The sequence below is a fragment of the Altericroceibacterium indicum genome (genome assembly GCF_009828105.1).
Lineage (GTDB): Bacteria > Pseudomonadota > Alphaproteobacteria > Sphingomonadales > Sphingomonadaceae > Altericroceibacterium > Altericroceibacterium indicum.
Window position 1 is genome coordinate 54,429 of record NZ_WTYQ01000004.1, and the last position, 19,412, is coordinate 73,840.

A 19,412-nucleotide genomic window follows, 5' to 3' on the forward strand; every position below is an offset into this window, starting at 1 on the left:
GGCTTATTTTGCGATGTGGTGTGCCTTCAGCTTGACGCTGGCGCTCACCCCATTGGCCAGTGCATCAGTGGCCAGCACGAAGCGGTAAGTGCCCGGAGCCACTTCCCAGCCATCATTGGCCCAATCGGCAATCACCCGCCATTCCAGTGGAACAGTGACAGTGCGCGCTTCGCCCGGGGCGAGTTCTACCCGGTCAAAAGCGGCAAGGCGGCGCATGGGTGTGCCTGCCGCATCGGCGAGATAGATTTGCGGCACGTCGGCACCGGCGATTTTGCCCGTGTTGCGCACAGTGAAGCTGGCGTTCAACCCATCGCCCTTGGCGGCGACTTTGAAATTGTCATGCGTAAAGCTGGTGTAGCTAAGGCCATAGCCGAAAGGGTAGGCGGGTGTGATGCCCTCCCGCGCATACCAGCGATAGCCCACGTCCGCGCCTTCAATGTTGTAATCCACATCGAATTTTGCATCACTCGGGCCGCCAAGTCCGGGAATTTCGGGCCGGGGAAGCTGGCTTTCATCCACGGGGAAGGAAATCGGCAAGCGGCCTGATGGATTGACCTTGCCGGTCAGCACATTGGCAATCGCTTCGCCCCCGCGCTGGCCCGGATACCAGGCTTCCATAATCGCGCCGACATCATTGGCCCATGGCATATGGACCGGGTTGCCGGTTTCCAGCACCACCACGGAATTGGGATTGGCGGCGGCCACAGCAGCGATCAGATCATCCTGCCCCTGCGGCAAAGCCATGGAGCCTGCATCCAGCGCTTCGATCTGCCACTGCGTTGCAAAGATGATGACCATATCGGCATGTTTCGCCGCCTGCGCAGTGGCGTTGGGGAAATAGCCGCTGTCAAACTGGATATTGGCTTCAGGCAATTGCTCTTTCAGTGCCGCCAGCGGAGAGGATGGCATGATGAGCATCTTGCCAAAGGAGGCGAGAAAGCCTTCGCCGCCGACCGGGATCATCGCCGCGGGACCGCCTACGGGGGTCACTTGCGACGAACCGCCCCCCGACATCACACCGGCATCAGCATGGCCGCCCACCACAAGGATGTTCCTGGCACTGGCTGCCAGCGGCAGAATGCCATTGTTCTTGAGCAGAACAATACCCTGTTCAGCGGTCTTCAGCGCAACTTTGCCATGGGCATCATAATCGATGTCAGTCCTGGTGAGTGGACGGTCAGCCCCTACGGCGTAGAGCGAACGCAGAATGCGCTGCGACATGTCGCTAATGCGATCCTGAGAAATTTCGCCCTTGGCGACTTTCGTTTTCAGAGGACCATCAAACCAGATTTCCTTATCGAGCTGCGCACCCGCCTGCTGATCGAGGCCCATGATGGCATAATCCACATCATGCACCGCGCCCCAGTCAGACATGACCCAGCCCTTATAGCCCCAGTCCTTTTTCAGAACCTGATTGAGCAGCATGTCGCTCCCGCAGGCCCATGGGCCGTTCACGCGGTTATAGGCGCACATCACAGAGCCGGGTTGGCCGATTTCAATGCCGATTTCGAATGCCAGCAAGTCTGACATGCGCAAGGCGGCTTCATCGATCACGGAATTGAGCGTGTTGCGGTTGGTTTCCTGATCGTTGATCGCGAAATGTTTGACCGTGGAGACGACGCCTTCTGACTGGGTGCCGCGCACGGCATTGCCGCCCAGCGTGCCAGCCAGGAGCGGGTCTTCACCCAGATATTCAAAATTGCGGCCATTGCGTGGATCGCGGGCGAGGTTCATCCCTCCGCCCAGCAGAACATTGAAGCCCTTGGCGCGCGCTTCATTGCCCACCATCTTGCCGCTTTCATAGGCCAGCTCAGGGTTGAAGCTGGAGGCGAGAGCAAGGCCTGATGGCAATGCCGTGGCAACATCACCTTTGCGTGCCTGGAAAGGGTTGGTTACGCCAAGGCTCGCATCAGTTTGCGTAATGGCCGGAATACCAAGGCGGCTGATCGGCGGGACATAGCCAGCCATGGCGGGCTGCCCTTGCACAGCTTCGGGAAGCGGCTCAGGCCCAAAGGCGATGGGCATGATGCTATGAAGCAGGGCGTAGCGTTCATCCTGCGTCATTTCGGCGATCACTTGTGCGGCCTTTTTGTCCGGATCAAGCTGGTCGCTGTTCGTCTTTGCAGCGGCTGGCAAGGCTCCAGCACCCACGCTTGCCAATGTCATCGTCGATAGCAGCATCAGAGCGCAATTTCTGATATGCGGCCTGTTCTTACGGATATTGCTCAAACTGTCTCTCCCACCTGTTCCCGTTATGACAACGTTGTCTAATGGGGTGGAATCGACTGTTCGATTTGTCAAGTTTACCTTGCACACTTTAATGAGGTGCGGATTAATCGGGCGCTCTGCCGACGCTCTGGCGGATTTCCAGCGTATAGGGAATGTGGTGTTGCCGAGGGGCTACGGCAGCTTTCTCACGCGAAGTCTCGATCAACATCTTGCCAGCCATTTCACCCATTTCCCTGACGTTCTGATTGATGCTGGTGAGTTCGGGGCGGATGAACCGGGCTTGTGGAGCATCGTCAAACCCCACCACTGAAAGCTGTTCGGGCACGACAATGCCCAGTTCACTAGCCGCTGCCATAACACCCAGTGCCATCATGTCATTCGCGGCAAAAATGGCTGTCGGTCGGGTCTGTTGTATCAGTAGCTTTTTGCCGATCGCGAGGCCTGAAGGGAAATGGAACGTCCCCACTTCACATTGTAGTTCAACATTTGGACGCCCTGCCAGCGCTGCCTGCAAACCTTCGCGCCGATGCGCTGCGGCCAGATGATTTTCCGGGCCGGAAATGAACGCAATGCGGCTATGGCCTTGCGATAGCAGCAATTCCCCCACTTCGCGGGCAGCGTTAAAATCATCGACCAGGTAGCAATCAGCCCGCTCAGGCGCGCTACCCGGCGCAATTCTGGCATAGGGAATTCCTGCAAGTTCAAGCGCGTCGAGCAGCCAGATCATATCTGTTTGTGGTGGATAAAGGATCACACCATCTGCGCGCAGGGAGGCAATACGCGCCTGAATCGTTTCTGGCGAACTGTCCGTTCCAGCGAGGTTTTCCAGCACAAGCTGATAATTTTGCGCCCGACATGCACGCATAAGCCCGGCGATTAATTCGTTGAGGAAAGAGGGGACTTCGTCACCGGCAAAACTTTCCTCAAGCGCCACAGCGCTCAACACACATAAGGCAAAATGGCGGCCACTGCGCAAAGTCTGGGCGGCGCGAGACGGACGGTAACCCAGCGCCTTCATCGCTTCCTGAACTTTTTGGCGTAATGCGGGGCTGACACTGTCTTCGCCATTCACAACTCGCGAAACCGTCTTGAATGACGTGCCTGCATGTGCAGCAATATCGCGGATGGTGACCCGGCCCATGCCTGTTGTCCTTTTCATTTATCAATTTTCACAGCCTAGGCGATGTGCCAGTGCTGCGTCAGCAAATAGGTACAATCGCTATCTGGCCATGGTGGCGCGGGATGCAGCAGCACGCAAATGGTTCTGCACCAAGGCCCGCCATGAGCAGCAGGATGGAAGAGGCATGATGAAAGCAAAAATCACTCAGGCAATGCTGGCGATAACCGCTGCATTCTTCGCCCAAAGCGCGATGGCGCAGACGGTTTCGATCGACACCGGGCAAGTGGAAGGCGTGACGCAAGATGGCATTTCTTCATGGAAAGGCATTCCCTATGCTGCGCCGCCAGAAGGCGCTTGGCGCTGGCGAGCACCACAGCCTGTCACCCCATGGAAGGGTGTGAGAAAGGCAGACAGCTTTGCCCATGACTGTATGCAGATCCCCTTTGCACAAGATGCCGCCCCACTTGGCACTCCGCCTGCGGAAGACTGCCTTTATGTGAATGTCTGGCGGCCTGAAGGCACCACAGCATCAGACCGCTTGCCGGTGATGTTCTGGATCTATGGCGGCGGGCTGGTGAATGGCGGGGCGTCGCCCGCCGTCTATGATGGGTCTGAACTGGCGCGGCAGGGCGTTATTCTTGTCAGCTTCAACTATCGCCTTGGCCGGTTTGGCTTCTTTGCTCATCCATCTTTGACCGCTGCCAATGAAGACAATGGGCTGCTTGGCAATTATGGCTTTCTTGATCAGATCGCGGCTCTGCGCTGGGTGCAGAAGAACATTCAGTCCTTTGGCGGGGACCCCAACAATGTCACCATTTTTGGCGAGAGCGCCGGTGGCCGGTCAATCAACATGCTGATGACCAGCCCGATGGCACGGGGAATGTTTGCCAAGGCGATTGTCATGTCCGGCTCTGGCCGAACGACAGAGCCTTTGTTGCCGATCCATGCCGATTATGGGCCGGATGCTGAAGATGATGGCGTTGGATTTGCCAAATGGGCTGGAATATCAGGCGAAGGGCCAGAGGCGCTGGAAGAGCTGCGTGCGCTTCCGGCTGATAAGCTGGCTGCGGGGGTAGGGCTGGGGCAGGCACCCGTTGCCCCATCGTCTGGCCCGATGATTGATGGGATGGCTGTCACCGCGCCATCGGACGAAATTTATGCGGCAGGCGATGCTGCCGCCGTGCCCTTTATGGCCGGTGCCAATACGGCTGATCTTGGCTTCGGCCTATCCGCTGATGGCGATGTTGTTGCGCAGCATTTTGGTGACTTGGCGGCGGAGGCTCGCATCGCCTATCGCGATTTTGCCAAACAACCGCAGCAATTGGCGGCAGCAATTTCCTCCGATCAGCGTATGGTGGAACCAGCTCGCTTCATGGTGCAGCAAATGGCGCTCTCGGGGGAGCCTGCATGGTATTACCGGGCGGGCTATGTGCCAAGCGCGATGCGGCCGCAATGGACGGGCCTGCCCCACGCCACCGAAATCCCGCTGTTCTTTCAAACGCTGGATGCACGCTATCCGGGAGCCGTAACGCCGCAAGATCGCGCAGCCGCTGCCAATATGAGCGCTTACTTCGTCAATTTTGCCAGGAGCGGCAATCCCAATGGCAAGGGCTTGGCGCAATGGCCGGTTTATGATGACGCCACCCGCCCGGTGATGCTGATGGGCATGGATGGGCAAAAGGGTGGCGCAGATCCATGGCGTGCCCGGTTGGACGTGACGCAAAAACGGGCTGAAGCCCAAGATTGAAGTGAGCGTGTGAAGCCCGCTTATTCTGCCTGAGCAATGGCCGCAGCTTCGGCGGCGGCTGTTGTAGCTTCGGCGGCTTCACGCTCCATCCGTTCAAGCTCGGCTTCATCCCGCTTGCGCAATTCATGGGCGACCATGCGGATGAGCCCGATGGCCATCAGCAGCAGCACGATGGAGAAGGGCAGGCCCGTCACAATGGCGGCGGTTTGCAGAGCATTGAGCCCGCCAGACCACAAAAGCGCCCCGGCCAAAGCGCCAATCGCCACCGCCCATGTCACCCGATGGGCAAGGCCGGCATTGCTATGCCCGCCGGAGGCAATCATCGCTGTCACCAAGGCGCCGGAATCGGCTGATGTGACAAAGAATGTCGCCACGATAATTACGGCCAGGCCAGAGGCGATCTGACTCAAGGGATAGTGGCTGAGGAAGGCGAACAGGGCATCCGGCATACTGGCATTCACAGCAGAAGAAAGGCCGCCCGCGCCAAACATTTCGATATGGAGCGCGCTGTCACCAAAGATTGTCATCCACGCGAAGGTGAAGAGGCTGGGCACCAGCAAAACGCCGCCGATAAATTCGCGGATAGTCCGGCCATAGGAAATGCGCGCAATGAAGATGCCGACAAAGGGGGACCAGCTGATCCACCAGGCGTAATAGAAGATCGTCCAATTGCTCCGCCAATCGCCTGGGCTATAGGTTTCGGTCCAGGTGGAAAGGTAGATGAAGCGCTGGAAGTAATAGCCGATATTTTGCACGAAACCGTCGAGCAGAAACACTGTCGGGCCCAGGATGAAGACGAAGGCGGCAAGCGTCACCGCCAGTGCCATGTTGACTTCAGACAGACGGCGAATGCCCGCATCAAGGCCCAACGCCACGGATAAAGTGGCAAGGCCTGTTACAACCGCGATAGTGATTGCTTTGGCCAACCCGGTGTCGGGCGCGCCCATGAGCAGGTTAAGGCCAGCATTAATCTGCGATGCGCCCAGACCAAGCGATGCCGCCACGCCGCAGACGGTGGCGGTGATGGCCAGAATATCGATCAAATTGACCAGCGCATGCGGCATATGCGGGAACGCATCCTTCACAAAGGCACCAATCGAGAGGGGTAATTTGCGGTTATAGGCGGCATAAGCCAGCGCCAGCCCGATGATTGCATAAATTGCCCAGGCGTGCAGGCCCCAGTGAAGGAAGGTGAGCCCCATGGCATGTTGCGCATTTCCAGCCAAACCGCGCGGCAATACTGCATCAGGGTTGGAAAAGGCGGAAGATGGCGGGTTGGAAAAATGCATTACCGGCTCGGCCACGCCATAGAACAGCAGGCCAATCCCCATGCCCGCGCTGAAGAGCATCGCAAACCAGCTCAGCACCGAATATTTCGGCCGCGCTCTTGGGCCGCCCAATCGTAAGGTTCCCGCGCGTGTGAAGGCGAAATAGCCACAGCACACCAGTAGAATGTCCACCGTCAGGACGAAGAGCCAGCCGAAATTATGTGTGGCGAAAGACTGTACCGCACCAAAACGAGCTTCTGCTTCATGCGTATCGAACACGGCAAAGGCGATCAGTAAAGCGATCAGCCCAATAGCACCGAAGAACACCGGAGGTTTAAAATAGGATTCGGGACTTCCCGGATCGCCAGATTGACTTTCCACAGGGAAATTCCTTAATTGGAGAGAAGGGAATGACTTGATTTATAGAAAAGACTACTGAAAATCTTAATGTATAAGATCAAGTTGAATTACCCCTGTACTGTTTTGAATATTTAATTGGTAGTAACAAGACAAGCAGGCTTGGATTATGTTCCGGGCCGACATAGATTTCTTATCATGCTTTGACGAAGATATCCACTGCATGGCGTATCTGGTCTGGCTCCCGGTAATTCTCCTGAAACCACTGGCATGTCGCAGCAATGCCTTCGCTCAGAGAGATGCGAGGCTGCCAGCCGAGAGAGTGGAGGCGGCTGCAATCCATCACTTTGCGCATCGTGCCGTCGGGCATCGAGCGGTCCCACTCAATCGGGCCGGTAAAGCCGACTTCAGCACAGATCATCTGCGCCAGATCGCTAATCGCAATATCCTTACCCGGCCCCAAATTAATGGGCGCATCACCGGAGTAATGGCGCAGGATAAACACCAACCCATCGGTGCAATCATCCACATGGCAGAATTCGCGTCTGGGTGTTCCACTACCCCAGAGATGGATGGCAGGAGCACCACTGTCTCGCGCTTCTACAGCCTTGCGGATAAGTGCGGGCAGGACATGTGCTGTCAGAGCATCAAAATTGTCTCCCGGCCCATAGAGGTTGCAGGGCATGGCGCTGATAAAGTCGCAGCCATATTGCCGGCGGTAGCTCTGACACAGTTTTACCCCGGCGATCTTGGCGATGGCATAGGCTTCATTGGTGCTTTCCAGCGGGCCGCTGAGGAGTGCTTCTTCGCCAATCGGCTGGGCCGTATCGCGCGGATATATGCAGGAAGAGCCAAGAAATAGCAGCTTTTCCACACCCGAGACCCGCGCTGCTTCAATTACATTGGCCGCAATCATCAGATTATCGTGCAGGAACAGGGCTGGTGCATCGCGATTGGCGAGAATGCCGCCGACTTTGGCTGCTGCGAGAATGACGACCTCAGGCCGTGCCATAGCAAACCATTCACGCACGGCTGCCTGTTCGCGCAGGTCAAGCGTGCGGTCGGTGGTGAGGAGGGGGCAGCCCTCCCTCTTCAGGCGTCGCAGCAAAGCACTTCCGACCATGCCCCTATGCCCTGCGACATAGACCCGCTTGCCTTTCAGATCATAAGCCAAAACATCAATGCCGTGTTGCGCGTTTCAGCTGCAGGGACTGAAGATCTGCCGCCACCATTTCCCGCGCCAGATCGCGCACGGATATTTCGTGCCGCCATCCCAGCCTCTGATGGGCCTTGCCGGCATTGCCGATCAGCAAATCCACTTCTGACGGGCGGAAATAGGTTGGGTCCACCGCCACAAGGCATTTGCCGGTGCGGCGGCAATAACCTTTCTCAGCAATGCCCTGACCATCAAATTCAAGTGGAAGGCCCGCATCTTCAAAAGCCCATTGAACGAATTGCCTGACCTTCGTTGTTTCGCCCGTTGCCAATACATAATCATCGGGTTCATCCTGTTGCAGCATCAGCCACATTCCCCGAACATATTCACGCGCATGGCCCCAATCACGTTTGGCATCGAGATTGCCGAGATAGAGGCGCTCCTGCTCTCCCATCGCAATAGCGGCTGCCGCCCGCGTGATCTTGCGCGTAATGAAACTCTCCCCCCTTAAAGGGCTTTCATGGTTGAACAAAATGCCATTGCTCGCGTGTAAGCCATAGGCTTCGCGGTAATTCACTGTGATCCAATATGCGTAGAGTTTGGCCGCTGCATAAGGGGAGCGGGGATAGAAGGGAGTGGATTCGCGTTGCGGTACTTCCTGAACCATCCCGTATAATTCGCTGGTTGCGGCCTGATAAAAGCGCGTCTCTTTCTCCATTCCCAGAATGCGGATCGCTTCCAGCAAGCGCAGGGGACCCAGCGCATCGATATCAGCGGTATATTCGGGCGTCTCAAAGCTTACTGCCACATGGCTTTGTGCTGCCAGATTATAGATTTCAGTCGGTTGAATCTCCTTCACCAGACGGACCATGCTAAGAGAATCAGCGAGGTCGCCATAATGCAGATGAACCTGCGCATCCTGTTCATGCGGTTGACCATACAGCCCATCAATCCGCTGCGTGTTATTGCATGACGAATGGCGTTTAACCCCATGCACTTCATAACCCTGATCGAGGAGAAAGCGCGTGAGATAGGCGCCGTCCTGACCGGTAATGCCCGTAATAAGCGCTCGCTTGTTACCCATAGTTGCCCCCTCGGTTACGTCTCAATCATGAAGCAAAAAGAGACACAGAGCGGTCGTTACTAGAACTGGTAATTAACCATACTCCCGTTTTGGGTCACTGCTATTGCAATAAATGATTTGCCTCGGTCCAGCTAAAAGAATTGATAATAGTTCTCAATTCAGTGCTTGATAAGCTTATGCTGCGGCTGCGAAACAGGTATCAAGGATGATTTCTATCATTCTGAAAGCTACGGAAATTAGTTTCGAAATGATTTATTAAGTGGCATTACTTAGTTCTATCCTGATGATCCCTGGTTGACGTCGGGAAAGAAAAGGGGATGCACATGGCGCGCATATATTCGGTCGGAGATCGGGGTGTGTGTGGACGTAGAATTTCGAAGTGCCGGTACTGGAAAGAAATTCCGGGGGGCGCAGATACGATATGACTATCGGCAGTTGGACGATTCGCCCGATTCACCTTGCACAGATTCTCGGCATGGCCGCGCTGTTTGGCCTGCTGGCGTTTCTCGGCCTGTCATTCACGCGCGGGGAAGACAGGATCGCTGCGATATGGGCGGCCAATGCGGTTGTGCTTTCTGTACTTTTGCGCCGCGACCGGAAAGAGGACATCCTCTATTTTCCCGCAGTCTATGTCGCCAATGTTGCGGCTAATCTGATTATCGGCGATCCAATTGTGCGGGCGCTGGGTCTCAGCCTTGCCAATCTGGTGGAGATGCTTCTGGTATGGCGCTGCATGGTTTTTGCCGGTGCGGTGCCATTCAGCCCTTCCAGTAATCGCGACTTGTTGAGCTTTGGCGGTGCGGTGCTGATGGGGTCGGTGGCATCCGGGCTGGTCGCTTTGCTGGTGATGTGGCCGACGGGGGTGGCAGAGGCTGCAATGCTGTGGTGGGAATGGGTTCGGGCTGATGCGCTGAGCCTTGTTCTGGTCGTGCCTTCGATCACCATATTGTTTCAGGTATGGCGCGATCGTTCACATGTTAATCAGAAGCAAGTAATTGAAACTGCGCTGATATTGCTGATTGGAACTTTAGTCAGCACCTATGTCTTCTGGCAGACATCCTATCCTTTCCTGTTCCTCGATGCGCTGGTCGTGTTGTTCTACGTCTTTCGACTGGGCGCTCCCGGGGCGGCGATTGGCATTCTCAACATCGCGATCATTGCCTCTGTTGCCACATCATTGGGGCACGGACCGATCCATCTCGTGCAAGGCGGACTGTCTGAGAAGCTGCTGGTGTTGCAGATATTTCTGGCTAGCAGTTTTATGATGGGTCTGCCGGTTGCCGCCATTCTGGTCGCCAAGCGACGGGTGGAGGACGAATTACGGCGCAACCGTGATATCGGCAGTTCGATTATGGAGAACACCCGGCAGGTCATCTTCCGCGCCGACAGAGACAATCGCTGGATTTATGTCAATCCAGCGTGGGAGAATGTCTCAGGCCTGGCACCCAAAGACTGTGTGGGCGGATGTCTGATGGATAGTGTCTATCCGGAAGATTTGTCCGAGGTGGAACAGAAGGTTGAGCAAATACAGCAGGGGGTTGAGCGCAACATCACCATGCGCATTCGCTTGCTGCATGAAGATTGCACCATTCGTTATGTCGAAGTCGGGCTGACGGGCCTCTATGAAGACGGTCAATATCTGGGTTTTGTCGGGTCAATGTATGATCTGACAAGTGAGCGGCGTTCTCGCATTGCATTGGAGCAGAGTGAAGAGCGGTTCCGTCGCCTGTCTGACAGTGCCCCTCTGGGAATCTGTCGCATCGATGCGCTGGGCAACCTTTCCTATTGCAATGATTTCTTTGCTGCTCTCCTCAAGCTGAATAAGGAGCAATTACGCGGCGGTGCTTGGAAGCGCCGGATTGACTCTTCTCAGTCCTGGCCACCTGATGATGAATGGTCTGGTATTGGCGGGGAAGACAAGCCCTTCCGATGGAATGTCAATTTCAGCCTGCCTGATGGTAGCCATTTGAAAACGTCCCTTGCTGCGGTGAAGGAACTTGACGAACAAGGGGCGATATCGGGGATTATCTGCGTGCTGCGCGATATCACGCGAGAAGAGGCTGCCAAGCAAGCCATTCACGATGCCAAACGCACTCTTGAAACCTTGGCGAATCTGTCTCCGGGGGGGATTTTCCGCACCACTGGCGATGGTTCGCTGACCTATGTAAACCCGGCGTGGTGCAAATTGGCGAGCATGTCGCTGGAAGATGCGATGGATGGCGGCTGGTCAAAAGCGATACACCCTGATGATCGGGATCGGGTGTGGGAGGAGTGGCACGCTGCCGTAAAGATCAAGCGCGTATTCCGCACCGATTTCCGCTTCCTGCGCGCCAATGGTGAGGTGGCCTGGGTGGACGCTTTGGCAGCACCTGAGCTCAACGAAAAAGATGAAATCGTTGGCTTTGTCGGTGTGAATATCGATATTTCCGATCGTAAACTGCTGGAACATGAATTGACCCAGGCGAAAAAGGTGGCGGAAGGGGCTGCCCGCGCCAAGGCCAATTTCCTTGCCAATATGAGCCACGAAATTCGCACACCGATGAATGGTGTGCTGGGATTTACGGATCTATTGCTCAACAGTGATCTGGATGACGAACAGCGCAAATACGCTCAACTCGTTGCCGAAAGTGGCCACGCTATGATGCAGTTGCTGAACGATATTCTGGATATTTCCAAGATCGAAGCAGGCCGTGTCGTGATTGCCAGTCAGCCCACGGATATCCGCCATCTGCTGGGTAGCTGCTGTAAATTGATGAATGCCGAAGCCGATAAGAAGGGCCTGGAACTCACGCTGGAAGTGGATGATGCGGTGCCGCAGGTCATCTTGTCGGATTCATTGCGCCTGCGGCAGATTATCCTCAACTTGGTAGGCAATGCGCTGAAATTCACCGCCGAGGGATACATCACGATCCGTGCTCAATTGGTATTGGGCGGCGAAAAGCAGCGCGATATTGCGATTAGCGTGGAAGATACCGGGCTTGGTATTTCGAGCACACGCATGGACGCTATTTTCCGCCCGTTTGAACAGGCTGATGATTCCACTGAGCGCAAATATGGCGGAACCGGGTTGGGCCTGCCGATCAGCTTGCAATTGGCTGAAATGATGGGCGGTTCACTGGTCGTGCACAGTGAAGAGGGGCAAGGTAGCACATTTACCCTCTCCCTTCCTTTGGAAGTGTCTGACAATGGAGATGTTGAAGTGCGCCGCCATGCGCTGCCTGATGTGCCCCTAGATTTCGTAGCGGAAGGGCAAGGCCATATTCTGCTGGTGGAAGATCATGATATCAACCAACAGCTCATCATGGCAATGCTGAAGCAGCTTGGTTATACTGTGGAACTGGCGCCAGACGGGGCCGTGGCTCTCGAAATATTGGGTCAAGCACCCGATGCATCCGAGCGCTTCGATCTGGTGTTGATGGACATCCAAATGCCCAATGTGGATGGTTTGCGCGCGACACGCATCTTGAGGGCCGGTGGGCTGACGCCTGCCGAATTGCCGATTATCGCGCTCACCGCCAATGCCTTTCGCGAAGATATCATCATTTCCCACAAGGCCGGGATGCAGGACCATTTGTCCAAGCCCGTGTCATCCGAAGCGCTGGCCCGGATGCTGCACAAATGGATCGGCCCGCAAAAACACGCTGAGGTGCCCGTTTTCGCTGAAGGTTCAGAGGAACTTCCGCCTGCCTTGAAGGAGCAATATCGCGAGCGGCGTGCCATTGTTCTCTCCAAGGTCAACAACCTCATGCAGTCGGACTTCCTGTCTGATGAAGCCACTGCCGATCTGGTGGATCAGCTTCACAAGCTGGCTGGTACAGCAGGATTGTTCGGCGAATATGAGTTGGGCGAACAGGCGCGCGAACTGGAGAGTGAATTGCGGCGTTCATCAGAAGATGAGCGGCTGGACGTGTTCCGCAACCGTGCGGAGGCCATGCTGGGTGCTGCCTGACCGGTCCATTCACTCAGACTTCATCGCATGTGCATATTTGCTATCGTCTAGAACAATATTGCACGTTATAGGTGGCGCCAAGTCGCACTTTCTCGTGTTGCAGCAAGTGTAGGACAGTCATGAAGGAGAGACCCGTTGCAGTTTGAACGCAAAAACCCCCTGACAGGTGAAGTGGCTTCCACCGCTGAAGCGATGCAGGCGAGCGACATTCCCGCCATTGCCGCCAAGGCTCAGAAGGGCTTTGAAGCATGGTCCAAGATGGGGCCAAACGCACGCCGCGCCGTGCTGGTCAAAGCCGCCGATGCTCTCGAAGCACGCAAGGATGATTTCGTTTCCGCCATGATGGGCGAAATCGGCGCGACTGCTGGCTGGGCCATGTTCAACCTCGGCCTTGCGGCCTCCATGCTGCGCGAAGCAGGTGCGCTCACTACCCAGATTTCAGGCGAAGTGATCCCGTCTGACAAGCCCGGTTGCCTTGCCATGGGCGTGCGCGAACCGGTTGGTGTGCTGCTCGGCATGGCTCCGTGGAATGCACCGATCATCCTCGGCGTGCGCGCTGTGGCGGCACCGTTGGCTTGCGGCAATGCCGTGATCCTGAAGGCTAGCGAAAACTGCCCGCGCACGCATTCGCTGATTATCGAAGCCTTGGCTGAAGCTGGCTTCCCCGAAGGCACGGTGAATTATGTCACCAATGCGCCTGAAGATGCCGGCGATGTGGTGGGTGCGCTGATCGATGCGCCCGAAGTCAAGCGGATCAATTTCACTGGCTCGACCAAGGTTGGCAAGATCATCGCCAAGCGTGCGGCTGAACATCTGAAGCCGGTTCTGCTGGAACTGGGCGGCAAGGCTCCGCTGGTTATCCTCGAAGATGCAGACCTTGATGAAGCGGTGAAAGCCGCGGCCTTCGGGGCCTTCATGAATCAGGGCCAGATCTGCATGTCCACCGAACGGATTATCGTGGTGGAAGAGGTTGCGGATGAATTTGCCAAGCGCTTCAAGGCCAAGGTTGAATCCATGCCCGTCGGCGATCCACGTGATGGCAACACCCCGCTCGGCGCGGTGGTGGACAAGGCTACGGTTGCCCATTGCATGAGCCTCGTCGAAGATGCCCTCAGCCATGGGGCAGAGCAGCTTACCGGCGGTGACACCACGCAGAATGTGCTGATGCCAGCCCATGTGATCGATAAGGTGACACCTGACATGAAGCTGTTCCGTGATGAAAGCTTTGGCCCGGTGGTCGGCATTGCCCGCGCACGGGATGAAGAACACGCCATCGAACTGGCCAATGATACCGAATACGGCCTGTCCGCTGCGGTCTTCACCGGAGATGGCGCGCGCGGCCTTCGTGTTGCTCGCCGCATCCAGTCCGGCATTTGCCACGTCAACGGCGCAACCGTTCATGATGAAGCGCAAATGCCCTTCGGCGGCGTAGGCGCGTCGGGCTATGGCCGTTTCGGCGGCAAGGCCGGGATCGACAGCTTCACCGAATTGCGCTGGATCACGATGGAAACAGAACCCGGCCACTTCCCGATCTAATTCGTTTGTTGCTCTGACAGGTCTGCCAATGGCGGTGCGATGCGTTCTTCGGTCCGCATCGCACCGCCATTTTGTTGGTCACAGGCCCGAACATCCCTTGTCATTCCCACGAAGGCGGGAATCCAGTTTCCGGCTTTGCAATGAGGCGGGTATTGGGAGCGGGCTTCCTGGGGCCTGTCATTTCCCGGCCGACGCGTTCCTTTAGCCAGCCTTGCACTGGCTGGATTCCCGCCTGCGCGGGAATGACGAGGGTGAAGGTAGCGCGGGTGCCACGCAACAGCAGCCCCCGCATTGGCGGGGTCAAGTAAACACTCACTACCGCCTACTATCAAAACCAACCACTCAGCTGTCATTCCCGCGAAGGCGGGAATCCAGCGAGAGCGAGGTTCGAAATAATACGCTCACGCCAAAGACAGGTATTCACATATCCGAAATCCTTCGCAAAATTTCACATTTTTGATCCAGCGCAAGGCAAGGCTGCCCCTGATTCTGCAACTTGGTCCAGCAAATTGGACGGTGAAGAGGATCAATTGTGATGACTGAGGTAACGGGTGGCGCTCGGCGCGATATTCCGGGTACTTATGTTTTTGATGGCGATGCGGCCCGGCGGGGCTTTGCCATTAACGAGATGTGCTTTTCCTTCAACAAGGCCGAAAATCGCGCGGCGTTTGCGGCGGATGAAGAGGCTTATATGGAGCGCTTCGGCCTCAGCGATGCGCATAAACAGGCGATCCGCAACCGTGACGTGATCGGAATGCTGAATGCCGGCGGAAATATCTATTACCTCGCCAAACTGGCAGGGATTCTGGGGCTTGGCGTGCAGGACATCGGCGCGCTGCAAACCGGAACCACAGTGGAAGAATTTAAGGCTGCACTGCTCGCCCATGGGGCACGTCTCAAAGAGATGACCAAACATGGAGAAGCAGCATGAGCACAGTAGCAGGCGGCATTTTCACCAGCCACGTCCCCGGCATTGGGCAGGCGATCGACAAGGGCCTTCAGCAAGACCCCTATTGGAAACCGTTCTTCGATGGTTTCCACCCGGTCCATGAATGGCTGGCGCGCGAAAAGCCCGATGTGCTCGTGTGCTTCTATAATGACCACGGGCTCAATTTCTTCCTCGATGCCATGCCCACTTTCGCCATTGGCGCCGCTGAAGGCTATTCGCATGAAGATGAGGGCTGGGGCATTTCGGGTTACAAGCCCTATTCGGGGATGCCGGAATTGTCCTGGCACATCATCAATCAGGTGGTGGGTGATGAATTTGACCCGACCATGTGCCAGAAAATGCTGGTTGATCACGCGCTGGCCATTCCGGTGGAACTGGCATGGCCTGATGCGAAAAGCTGGCCTTTCAAGCTGGTCCCCATCGCGATCAACACGGTGCAATTCCCGCTGCCAAGCCCCAAGCGTTGCTTCGAATTTGGCCGTTCGGTTGGTCGGGCGCTGGAAAGCTGGCAGGGTGATGAAAAGATCGTGGTGATGGGCACTGGCGGTCTGTCGCATCAGCTTGAAGGTGAGCGGGCAGGGCATATCAATATCGAATATGACATGTTCTGCATGGATCATCTCTCACGCGATCCGGAAGCTCTGTTGCAGCATAGCTCGCTCGATATTGTGGATCTGGCAGGCAGTCAGGGTGTGGAAATTCTCAACTGGATTGCCGCACGTGGGGCAATGCGCGGTTCAGTCACCGAATATTCGCGCAATTACCACATTCCGATTTCCAATACGGCCACGGCAACAATGCTGCTGGAAAATCACGCAACCGTGATGGCCTGACCATAAAATGGATAAGACAAGGCCGGACAACCATGTTCGGCCTTTCTTACATCATTAAAAACAAAGTCTTGTGTGGCAAGGCTGGCTCTGGGGAGAGTTAAGTTGGTTCATTTTCCAAATTCACCATTGTATCAGGATGTTCTGCGATTGATCCGGCTGGAAGGCGATATTGCCGATCTGGAGATTGAAGGGAGCATTCCAACGGAACTGGACGGAGCCTTCTATCGCGTCCATCCCGATCCACAATTCGCGCCGAAATATGATAATGACCAGTTCTTCAATGGCGATGGCATGGTGTCCATGTTCCGCTTCAAGGAAGGCAAGGTCAGCTTCCGCCAGCGTTATGCGAAAACCGAAAAGTGGAAGCGCGAAAATGAAGCCGGCCACGCGCTGTTCGGTGCCTATCGCAACCCACTGACCGACGATCCCAGTGTCAAAGGCGTGCCGCGCGGCACGGCCAACACCAATGTGCTGGTCCATGCTGGCAAGCTCTTCGCTATGAAGGAAGACAGCCCCTGCCTGATTATGGACAAGGATACGCTGGAAACGGACGGTTACACCGATTTTGACGGTGACCTGGAAATCCCGACCTTCTCAGCCCACCCGAAGATCGATCACGACACGGGCAATTTCTGCGGCTTTGGTTATGCCACCAAGGGTGATCTCACCCGTGATGCGAGCTATTTCGAAATTAGCCCGGAAGGCAAAGTGGTGCGCCGGGCCGATTTTCAGGTGCCTTATTACACTATGCTGCATGATTTCGCGATCGCGGGGGATTATGCGGTGTTCAATGTCTCACCCTATTCTTCGGATTGGGAGACGCTCAGACAGAACCGTCCGCATTTCTGGTATGATCGCAGTCTGCCCTTCTATCTGGGCGTGATGCGCCGCGATGGCGATGGCTCGGATATCCGCTGGTTCAAGCAGGAGCCCAGCGTTTGCGGATGCCATGTGATGAATGCCTATCAGGATGGCACACAGATCTATTTTGATCTGCCGGTGTCGAAAACAGGCAGTCTGCCGTTTTTCCCGGAAAAAGGCGGCACGCCGTTTGATCCAGTGGAAGCCACAACCTTCCTCAACCGTTTCAAGGTCGATCTGGCGTCCAATTCGAATGAAATCGGCGGGATGGAAAAGATCGGCCAGATGCCGGGCGAATTTCCCCGGATTGATGACCGGATGGCGGGCAAGCCTTATCGCCATGGCTGGATGATTACCTATGATTTCGACAAGCCCTATCATGGCCCGCAAGGCCCCTTTGTCGGCGTCATCAATTCTCTCACCCATTATGACCATGCAACGGGTGAGGAAAAGAGCTGGTGGTGCGGGCCTGATGGCGCCCTTCAGGAACCCTGCTTTGTTCCACGCTCCAAAGATGCCGATGAAGGCGATGGCTGGCTGGTGGCGCTGGTTGATAACCACATCACCAACTATTCAGACCTGTGCATCTTCGAAGCAATGGACGTTGCCAAAGGCCCGATAGCGCGCATCAAATTGCCGCTTCGTCTGCGGCAGGGTCTGCATGGTAATTGGGCCGATGGGGATAAATTGGCGGCTTGATCTTCAAGGAAAATTACCGCCCATACAAAAGGCGTCTGCCGAAAAGAGGCAGGCGCCTTTTTCTTTGTCCGATGCGCTTATGGTGCTGCTCGGCGATGCTCTGCCCCGATCGCGTTTCGGGGGATTCTGGATATGGAAAAGCCCTTCCGGCATGGAGCCGAAAGGGCTTGGGTGGGAGCTTACACTGCCGAGCTGAAACGGCGCGGAGATTGCTGGCGATAAGGATCGAAGGCGGCCGCAATGCTGCGTGCATAGGGAAGGCCGCCGGGGGCAATGGTGAGCATTCCATCGTCGATATGGCAGCAATTGTTCTCAAGATAGGGCATCAGCCGATCCAGCGCCGTGTCCAGCATTTCAGGGCTGATGCGGGCTGCACCCTGACACAGCAATTGCTTGATGATTGCTCCACGCTGTTGATCATCTGCGCTGCGTTTCACACCCAATGCGGCTGGCAGGATTTTTTGCGAGAGCAGCATCCGATAGCGCCCTGAATTCTTTTCATTCTGCACCAGCAGACCGGGGAAGGAACTGATCGAGGATGCACCAAGGCCGATCAGGACGGGTGCCTGATCGTCGGTAAAGCCCTGAAAATTGCGATTGAGCGTCCCTGCCGTCACGGCCTGGGCCAGTGGATCGCCGGGCAATGCAAAATGATCGAACCCCACCGGCACATAGCCTGCCTGGGTGAGATAGTGATGGCCAAAGGCGGCCATACGGAAGCGCTCATATTGATCGGGCAGGGCACTGTCATCGATCTTGCGCTGGCGCGGAATCATATGCGGCACATGGGCATAGCCAAAGTAAGCGACCCGGTCTGCACCGAAGGATGCGGCCAGTTCCAGCGATTCCTTGATGTCATCCATTGTCTGACCCGGAAGGCCATACATGAAATCATAATTCATCGATGTTATGCCCGCTTCGCGCAACATGCGCGTGCTCTTCTCGATCATACACAGCGGCTGGATGCGGCCAATCGCTTCCTGCAAGCGGGGGGTGAAGGTCTGCACACCAAGGCTGGCATGGGTTGCGCCTACACCGCTGACCACTTCGCTCCAGTCCGAAGACAGAGTGCGCGGGTCCAGTTCAATCGAGATGGTTGGATCTTCGAGTCGGAAGTTAAGCGTGAGCTGATCCATCAACCGCACGAAATCATAAGGTGCAATGGCGTTGGGACTCCCCCCGCCAAAGGCCAGACGAGTGATATGCGCATCAGAAGGCAGGCGGGCAGCGACCAGTTCAATTTCGCGATGAAGCGAATCGAGATAGGATGTCAGCCGCTGTTTGCGATTGGCAGCGCCGGTGTTGCAGCCGCAATACCAGCATATCTTTTCGCAAAACGGAATATGCACATACAGCGAAACATCGCCATGCGTATTGGCCAGCGCGGCGGAGAAATCCTCCGGGCCAATACCGGGGCGGAATTCCGCTGCCGTGGGGAAGCTTGTGTAACGCGGCACAGGCGTTGCGAGGAGATCAGAATGATAAGGCCACATGCGCATAGATAAAGCGTAAGGGTGCTATCCGTTCATTGCGCTTCGTCAAACTAGGCAGGTCGCGACGTTTCTTTTCAGATGAAAAATTAGACCGTGCGAATTTTGCGAAGGATCAATGTTTCATATCGGTA

General features: G+C 56.0%; 12 protein-coding genes. 6 read left to right on the top strand and 6 right to left on the bottom strand.

The features are described 5' to 3' along the window. Positions 1–3: 3 nt before the first annotated feature. A complete protein-coding gene (locus GRI39_RS11140; protein ID WP_246205054.1) occupies positions 4–2,229 on the bottom strand; it encodes a beta-glucosidase in 2,226 nt (741 codons plus the stop codon). Between the two features lie 103 nt (positions 2,230–2,332). Beyond that, on the bottom strand, positions 2,333–3,388 hold the full coding sequence (locus tag GRI39_RS11145) for a LacI family DNA-binding transcriptional regulator (protein WP_160739812.1): 1,056 nt from the start codon (positions 3,386–3,388) through the stop codon (positions 2,333–2,335). 145 nt (positions 3,389–3,533) lie between these two features. Here GRI39_RS11145 and GRI39_RS11150 point away from each other — a divergent pair, with 145 nt between their 5' ends. After that, positions 3,534–5,096: a carboxylesterase/lipase family protein gene (locus GRI39_RS11150; protein ID WP_211371570.1), complete on the top strand. Its 1,563-nt coding sequence runs from the start codon at positions 3,534–3,536 to the stop codon at positions 5,094–5,096. Positions 5,097–5,116: 20 nt separating this feature from the next. Here the strand turns inward: GRI39_RS11150 and GRI39_RS11155 are convergent, their stop codons facing one another. The 3 genes from GRI39_RS11155 to gmd all read right to left on the bottom strand — a co-directional run bounded on the left by GRI39_RS11155 (position 5,117) and on the right by gmd (position 8,961). Further along, the gene (locus tag GRI39_RS11155) at positions 5,117–6,745 is read right to left on the bottom strand and encodes a BCCT family transporter (RefSeq protein ID WP_160739813.1); all 1,629 of its coding nucleotides are present in this window, start codon (positions 6,743–6,745) and stop codon (positions 5,117–5,119) included. Positions 6,746–6,917: 172 nt separating this feature from the next. Then, positions 6,918–7,895 (bottom strand): GDP-L-fucose synthase family protein, encoded by a 978-nt coding sequence (locus GRI39_RS11160; RefSeq protein ID WP_281351879.1) that lies wholly within the window; start codon positions 7,893–7,895, stop codon positions 6,918–6,920. Positions 7,896–7,899: 4 nt separating this feature from the next. Continuing rightward, complete coding sequence (gene gmd, locus GRI39_RS11165; RefSeq protein ID WP_160739814.1) at positions 7,900–8,961, bottom strand: GDP-mannose 4,6-dehydratase; 1,062 nt, start codon at positions 8,959–8,961, stop codon at positions 7,900–7,902. Positions 8,962–9,382: 421 nt separating this feature from the next. On the opposite strand from gmd, the gene GRI39_RS11170 reads away from it, so the two are divergent. The 5 genes from GRI39_RS11170 to GRI39_RS11190 all read left to right on the top strand — a co-directional run bounded on the left by GRI39_RS11170 (position 9,383) and on the right by GRI39_RS11190 (position 17,788). Then, positions 9,383–12,910, top strand: coding sequence for a PAS domain S-box protein (locus tag GRI39_RS11170; protein WP_160739815.1), 3,528 nt, complete (start codon positions 9,383–9,385; stop codon positions 12,908–12,910). 135 nt (positions 12,911–13,045) lie between these two features. Beyond that, entirely contained in the window at positions 13,046–14,446 is a 1,401-nt protein-coding gene (locus GRI39_RS11175; protein ID WP_160739816.1) for an aldehyde dehydrogenase, read from the top strand. A 535-nt stretch (positions 14,447–14,981) separates the two neighbouring features. Then, positions 14,982–15,377 (top strand): protocatechuate 4,5-dioxygenase subunit alpha, encoded by a 396-nt coding sequence (locus GRI39_RS11180; protein ID WP_160739817.1) that lies wholly within the window; start codon positions 14,982–14,984, stop codon positions 15,375–15,377. Beyond that, positions 15,374–16,228: a class III extradiol dioxygenase family protein gene (locus GRI39_RS11185; protein WP_160739818.1), complete on the top strand. Its 855-nt coding sequence runs from the start codon at positions 15,374–15,376 to the stop codon at positions 16,226–16,228. Before GRI39_RS11180 ends, GRI39_RS11185 begins: the two co-directional genes overlap by 4 nt. 102 nt (positions 16,229–16,330) lie before the next feature. Continuing rightward, positions 16,331–17,788, top strand: a complete 1,458-nt coding sequence (locus GRI39_RS11190; RefSeq protein WP_160739819.1) for a lignostilbene-alpha,beta-dioxygenase — start codon at positions 16,331–16,333, stop codon at positions 17,786–17,788. Between the two features lie 179 nt (positions 17,789–17,967). Here the strand turns inward: GRI39_RS11190 and hemN are convergent, their stop codons facing one another. Further along, a complete protein-coding gene (gene hemN / locus GRI39_RS11195; RefSeq protein ID WP_160739994.1) occupies positions 17,968–19,281 on the bottom strand; it encodes an oxygen-independent coproporphyrinogen III oxidase in 1,314 nt (437 codons plus the stop codon). Between the last annotated feature and the right edge of the window lie 131 nt (positions 19,282–19,412).